Raw genomic sequence first — 1,525 nt, forward strand, 5'->3', positions numbered from 1 at the left:
TAGCGGTGAAATAGCAATAGGTGCGCCTGTTTCTTGCAATATTTCAAGCCAGTTGGTTGGCATACTCTCAGGGTATGCAACAAAAGCCCAGTTTCTCTTTTTGACATTTTTAGCATCTTGTGCCATAATTTAACTCCATTCTAAAAAAGAGAACCATAAATTTAAAAAGGTGTTTCAGGTTCTCTTTTTTTTTGATACTTGAATTGTGTCACAATATAACTTAAAATAAACTTACGTCACATGTCACAAGTCACCCATTGGGGGGTGTCGTAGTAACCCCCCAAATTCAAACACAAAAATCAGCTATAAAATTTAATTCGATCAGTGCAAAAACTTAAAGGTAAGAGTTTTTTATTAATTTGACAAGAATTGCCAATTTTTGGAGTTTGTAGGTTACACACTTATATTATATATAGCCAAGAGCCTTCCGCTCAAAACACTTCCCCACTGACGTGGGGCCCCTTGTTTTGAGCTTTTCGGCGTTTATGCTCTCTAATTAGCACTTAGGGCGGGCGTTGCCCTAATGCTCCACACTTATGGGGTAATAACCCCATACCCCATCTTTTTTATTGATTGCAGGATAGGCTTTAACGCCGAAAATGTCCGACAAAATTATAGTTGAAAAGTATATTTTTATTATGGGCGAGCATACCCCTTGTATATACAAAATCCTTGCGGTTTTGTATATCCTGCGGGTGCTCGTAAGGAGGGTTTCACCCCCTTAACCCCCTTTAAAATAGCGACTATGCGAATAGTTTAGGCTCTTTATCTTCGGCAGCCTTACGAGCAAGAAAATTTTTATATTCGTCAGAATTCTCGATAAGCAAATTTATAAAATCATTGGCAGTAAAATCTTTATCTTTACTTGATAAATCTTTTAAAAATTCATCTGTGACACAGCTAATTCTTATCCCCCTAGTTTTACTTTTTTCGTGCTTTTTAGGAAATGCCATTTTTTAACCCCTTATGTCTCTTTGATTTTAGATAAGTATTAAAAAATAATGTGTTATTCATTGCTATTTCTAATCGTTCAATATTGTCATTTTTTAAAAACTCAATCAAATCATAATATTCACAAAAACCGTTCTTTTCTATCAAATCAAGAATATCATATTTAATTTTTACTACTTCACTTTTACTAAGCTCAACAAAATCAGTAATTGCAAAGCCATTAAGGCACTTTATTTCGCTTTCATCATACTGGTGCTTCTCTGGGTTGTCTTTATGAGTAAAATATCGATAATAGCCCCGTATGCTCTCTAAAGGAATAGGAATTGTGCCATTAACAGATTTTGCCAATTTTTCGGCTTGAGTAAAACGAACTGGACCGTCCCAGCAACAAATTACGTGATAATGTGCCTTTTTCTCGTGTTCATCAGCATTCAAATCTTTATCGTGTAGCGGTGAAATAGCAATAGGTGCGCCTGTTTCTTGCAATATTTCAAGCCAGTTGGTTGGCATACTCTCAGGGTATGCAACAAAAGCCCAGTTTCTCTTTTTGACATTTTTAGCATCTTGTGCCATA

The 1,525-nt window shown here is 35.8% G+C and carries 3 protein-coding genes; all 3 read right to left on the reverse strand.

The window, feature by feature from the left end; genetic code table 11:
* The coding region (locus CYP05_RS10350; protein WP_219809358.1) for a Rep family protein at positions 1-126 on the reverse strand (126 nt) is incomplete at its 3' end.
* Positions 127-743: 617 nt separating this feature from the next.
* Complete coding sequence (locus tag CYP05_RS04710; RefSeq protein WP_087583823.1) at positions 744-953, reverse strand: hypothetical protein; 210 nt, start codon at positions 951-953, stop codon at positions 744-746.
* Positions 940-1,525 (reverse strand): replication protein (locus CYP05_RS04715; protein ID WP_103596120.1); only part of this gene is annotated, 586 nt, incomplete at its 5' end. The genes CYP05_RS04710 and CYP05_RS04715, both read right to left, overlap by 14 nt.

The sequence above is a fragment of the Campylobacter concisus genome (genome assembly GCF_002913545.1).
Classification (GTDB): domain Bacteria; phylum Campylobacterota; class Campylobacteria; order Campylobacterales; family Campylobacteraceae; genus Campylobacter_A; species Campylobacter_A concisus_AV.

Excerpts from the sequence above, each read along its gene's own strand:
- CYP05_RS04710 (WP_087583823.1), bottom strand. The coding sequence starts at position 953 with ATGGCATTTCCTAAAAAGCACGAAAAAAGTAAAACTAGGGGGATAAGA.